The 4,491-nt window shown below is 70.3% G+C and carries 4 protein-coding genes; 1 reads left to right on the top strand and 3 read right to left on the bottom strand.

The features are described from left to right. The coding region (locus GWI24_RS40950; RefSeq protein ID WP_210951099.1) for a PadR family transcriptional regulator at nt 1-611 on the bottom strand (611 nt) is incomplete at its 3' end. Between the two features lie 223 nt (nt 612-834). Between GWI24_RS40950 and GWI24_RS40945 the strand changes: the two genes are divergently transcribed. Beyond that, nucleotides 835-1,659: a PhzF family phenazine biosynthesis protein gene (locus GWI24_RS40945; RefSeq protein ID WP_210951098.1), complete on the top strand. Its 825-nt coding sequence runs from the start codon at nt 835-837 to the stop codon at nt 1,657-1,659. Nucleotides 1,660-1,687: 28 nt separating this feature from the next. Here the strand turns inward: GWI24_RS40945 and GWI24_RS40940 are convergent, their stop codons facing one another. Together GWI24_RS40940 and GWI24_RS40935 are read right to left on the bottom strand one after the other, a co-directional pair. Next, a complete protein-coding gene (locus tag GWI24_RS40940; protein ID WP_247617585.1) occupies nt 1,688-2,428 on the bottom strand; it encodes a CPBP family intramembrane glutamic endopeptidase in 741 nt (246 codons plus the stop codon). Nucleotides 2,429-2,575: 147 nt separating this feature from the next. After that, nucleotides 2,576-4,078: a glutamate--cysteine ligase gene (locus GWI24_RS40935; RefSeq protein ID WP_210951096.1), complete on the bottom strand. Its 1,503-nt coding sequence runs from the start codon at nt 4,076-4,078 to the stop codon at nt 2,576-2,578. Between the last annotated feature and the right edge of the window lie 413 nt (nt 4,079-4,491).

The raw sequence follows: 4,491 nt of genomic DNA, 5'->3' as shown, positions 1-4,491 counted from the left end.
TACAGCCGCTTGCGCGACTCATTGATGACGGAGACGGCCTTCTGCCGCTGCTCCGCGCTGCCGGTCCGCCAGACCTGGGCGAACGCCTCCATCAGCCCGAAGCCCGCCTGGCGGACCTCCTGCATGGCCTCCCAGTCGATACCGCGCCCGGCCTCCTCCCAGGGGGCGGCGGGCACCGCCTCGGCCTCGGCGCGGCCGGCGTCGGTGAGCGCGAACAGCTTCTTGCCGCCCTCGCTCTCGCTGCCGATCAGCCCCTCGTCCTCGAGCAGCTGAAGGGTGGGGTACACCGAGCCGGGGCTGGGCCGCCAGGCTCCCCCGCTGCGCTCGGTGATCTCCTGGATCATCTCGTAGCCGTGCATCGGGCGGTCCTTCAGCAGGGCCAGGATCGAGGCGCGCACATCGCCGCGCCGCGCCCGGCCGCGCATCCCCCGGCCACCCGGTCCGCCGCGGCCACGGCCGCCGAACGGGGGGCCACCGAAGGGCGGACCATCGAATCCGGGGCCGAACGGGCCGAACGCCGCGCGCCGCCCCTCACGCCCCTCACCTTCACCCCAGCCACGGTGGCCGGGTCCGCAGTGCTCACGTCCGTGTCCATGTCCATGAGAACGCATCGTGACGCTCCTTTCTATCGTCGATCCATCACGACACTTCAACGATATATCGGAACCGATCGGATGCCAACCCCCTTCTCCCGCCACGCCGAGACCCCCAGGCACTCCGAGAGCCGATTCCCGCGCTGCGGCTCCCATGCCACCGGTCTTACGTGCCCCAGAAGGAGCCGCATCCGGACGATTGGCCATGGCTCACCCGCCGCCCGCCGCCTACGGTCGGCTTATGCGGATACGAATCGTCGACGCGTTCACCGACCGTCCCTTCGCCGGAAACCCGGCCGGGGTCGTCCTCCTCGACACCGACGCCTTCCCGGACGACCACTGGCTCCAGCAGGTCGCCGCCGAGGTCAATCTCGCCGAGACCGCCTTCGCCCACCCCCTCCCCCGGGCCGCGGAGGCCGACTGGGCGCTGCGCTGGTTCACCCCGGTCACCGAGGCGCCCATGTGCGGCCATGCCACGCTCGCCACCACCCATGTCCTCAAGGCCACGGGGGCCGCGACCGGCACGGTCCGCTTCGCCACCCTCAGCGGGGTGCTGTCGGCGACGGCCGACGACGGCGGCTCGATCACGCTGGACTTCCCCACTGCCTCACTGACCGAGCTGCCGGTGCCCGAGAAGACGGCCGAGGTCGGCGCGGCGCTCGGCGCCGAGATCGTGGCCGCCCATCACGCCGGCCCGCTCATCGACGACCTCCTGATCGAGGTGGCCGACGAGAAGACCGTGCGCGCCCTTGCCCCCGATCTCGCCGCACTCAAGCGGATCAGCCACCGGGGCGTCATCGTGACCGCGGCCGCCGAGGACCCCGGGCGTGGCTACGACTTCGTCTCGCGGATGTTCGCCCCGGGCGTCGGCATCGACGAGGACCCGGTCACCGGCAGCGCGCACACCGCGCTGGCGCCCTACTGGTCGGCCCGGTTCGGCCGTGACGAGCTGACCGGGCTCCAGGCGTCCGCGCGCACCGGCCTGGTCCGCACCGCGCTGCGCGGCGACCGGACGCTGCTGACGGGCGGCGCCGTCACCGTCATCGATGGCGAGCTGCTCACCTGAGGCCCGTCACACAGCGCCGGCCGGCGGGTCAGGCCGTGGGCAGCCAGTCCACCCGCCCCGCCAGCACGGCGTATCCGACGAAGGCCACGATGTCGATCAGCGAGTGGGCGGCGACCAGCGGCCCGACCCGCCCCCAGCGGCGGTAGAGCAGCACGAAGACCACGCCCATCGCCATATTGCCGAAGAAGCCGCCGATCCCCTGGTAGAGGTGGTACGAGCCGCGCAGCACCGAACTGGCCAGCAGGGCGGCCATCGGGGTCCAGCCCAACTGCCCGAGCCTGCGCAGCAGATAGCCGACCACGACCACCTCCTCCAGCACCGCGTTCTGCACGGCGGAGGCGATCAGTACGGGGATCTTCCACCAGACATCGGGCAGCGACTCGGGTACCACCGTGAGGTTGCCCCCGGCCGCCCGCGCCCCGAGGTACAGCAGCAGCCCGGTGCCGCCGATCGCGGCCGCGATCGCGGCGCCCCACGCCAGGTCGAACCGGGGCCGGTCGCGGTCGAAGCCGATCACCCGCAGCCCGGCGCCCTCGCGCAGCAGCAGATGGGCCACGAGCGCGACCGGCACCAGCGCGGTGGTGATGCCGAACAGCTGCCAGGCGAGATCCAGCCAGGGCCGCCCCGGCGCCGCGGAGGAGTTGAGATTGGCCGCCTGGTCCTTCAGCCCGCCCGGTTTGGTCACCGAGCCGATAAAGCTGATCAGCGCGGACAGCCCGCTCGCGCCCAGGGACAGCGCCAGCACGAGCAGCGTCTCATCGCGCAGCATCCGCCGCGAGAGCCCGTCCTCGACCACGGGCGACTCCGCGCCCCGCGCCTGTGACCGCACACCTGTCCCCACTTCCGTCTCTCCGCCTCATCGGTGCACCCGCCCCGCTCACCGGACAATACGGGGTCATGGTCCACGGCGGGGGCGTCACCCGGAGAGATCGGTGGGCCAGGTGTGCACCGGTGCGTCGGTCCGCATCAGGGCGCAGTAGCGGCGGGTCATGGCCGCGAGGGCGGCGTCCCGGTCCAGTCCGCCGCCCAGCGCCCGGTGGTAGGTGGCCGCCTGCCAGGACGCGCCGTTGACCCCCAGCTTGCAGCGCTCCTCGATCACACCGAGGTAGCGGTCGCGGTCGGCGGGCTCCACGCCCCAGGAGTCGAGGCCGGACGCGGCCAGCGGCAGCAGCTCCTCGCGGACCAGCCGTACGGCGGAGGTGCGGGTCAGGGACGCCGAACGGCCGGATTTGGGCCACTGCAGGACCGCGTCGATGCCATGCCGGCAGGCCGCCTCGAAGTTGGCCGCGGCGGCCGCGAACGGCAGCCGGGTCCACACCGGGCGGGACTCCTCGGCGAGCGCCCTGACCAGCCCGTAGTAGAAGGCGGCGTTGGCGATGACATCGGTGACGGTGGGCCCGGCGGGGAGCACGCGGTTCTCCACGCGCAGATGCGGCACACCGTCCACGACGTCGTAGACGGGCCGGTTCCAGCGGTAGATCGTGCCGTTGTGCAGCGCCAGTTCCTGGAGCTCGGGCACCCCGCCCTCGTCCAGCGCCCGCAGCGGGTCCTCGTCCTCGCCGGTGGAGAGCAGCGGCGGGAAATAGCGCAGATTCTCCTCGAACAGCTCATACGCGGAGTCGATCCAGCGCTCGCCGAACCAGGTGCGCGGGCGCGCCCCCTGGACGGCGATCTCCGGCGGCCGCACATCGGTGGCCTGGAGGAACAGCGGCGGCCGGGATTCGCGCCACGCCTCGTGGCCGAAGACGAAGGGGGAGTTGGCGCCCACCGCGATCTGCGCGGCGGCCGCCGCCTGCGCCGCGTTCCACGCGTCCGCGAAGCGGCCCGGGGTGACCTGGAGATGGAGCTGGACGGAGGTGCAGGCGGCCTCGGGGGCGATGGAGGAGCTGGCGTAGGTGACTCGCTCCCGGCCCTCGATGTCGATGAGGAAATCCTCGCCACGGGCGGCCAGCATCTGCTCATTGAGAAGTTTGTAACGGTCGTCATAGGAGAGGTTCGTGGATCCCAGATCGTCTGCGGCGAGGGTTGGCAGAATTCCGATCATCACGATCTCGGAGGATACTTCCCGAGCCTTGCGATCGGCATATGACAAACCGGTTCGGAGCTCTTCGGAGAGCTGATCGAGAACGCGTCCGTGCAAACGGTGGGGCACGATGTTTACTTCAAGATTGCACTGCCCGAGTTCGGTCTGGAAATCATGACTCCCGATGCGCTCCAGAACCTCCGCGTTCATCATCCTCGGCAGCCCGTCGGCCCCGGCGAGATTCAGCTCGATCTCCAGCCCCATCAGATTCTTCGGGCGGTCGAATCGCTTGTCGGCCAGGAGCCGGCCCAGCCCGTCGAGGCACTGCCGCAGCCGGACGCGCTGCCGTCGCCGGCCGGACGGGTCGAACTCACCGGCTATGAGCTTCTCCCCCATCGAAGCGTCCCTCCTCGAGTGGATCATCGGTGCCAGCGGTGTGCACACCACGCTCGATGATGCCCACCAATGTGATCGATAACGCCCCGCGATCCCCACCCAGCCGGTAGGCTCTGTGGAACTGCGCATTGCGCTGGGGAAATGGACCAGCGAGTTCCAGCCTACCGCGCGGGCCTCAAAATGCCAGGTCATATCCGTTCATCTGGCACTGAATCGGGGAAAATCCCCGCCTTACCCGGGTCTGGATATCCTCTTGTCGGCGATATCGGCAGCGGCTAGACGAAACACAACGGGAACACTTGTCGTATAAACTCGGCTAACGAGGCAGAGAGATAACGCCCGAACGGTCTGTTCCGGCTGCCCTCTGACCCGTGTTCCACCGACAGCGCCGCCCAAACCCGGCCCGCTATCGC

The organism is Streptomyces sp. MK37H (assembly GCF_018035285.1).
GTDB classification, from domain to species: domain Bacteria; phylum Actinomycetota; class Actinomycetes; order Streptomycetales; family Streptomycetaceae; genus Streptomyces; species Streptomyces endocoffeicus.
This window is presented reverse-complemented; position numbering and strand designations above follow the sequence as displayed.

What these genes read in the sequence shown, in the direction of transcription:
- GWI24_RS40945 (WP_210951098.1), top strand. Translation starts at nt 835, where the DNA reads ATGCGGATACGAATCGTCGACGCGTTCACCGACCGTCCCTTCGCCGGA.
- GWI24_RS40940 (WP_247617585.1), bottom strand. Translation starts at nt 2,428, where the DNA reads ATGCTGCGCGATGAGACGCTGCTCGTGCTGGCGCTGTCCCTGGGCGCG.
- GWI24_RS40935 (WP_210951096.1), bottom strand. Translation starts at nt 4,078, where the DNA reads ATGGGGGAGAAGCTCATAGCCGGTGAGTTCGACCCGTCCGGCCGGCGA.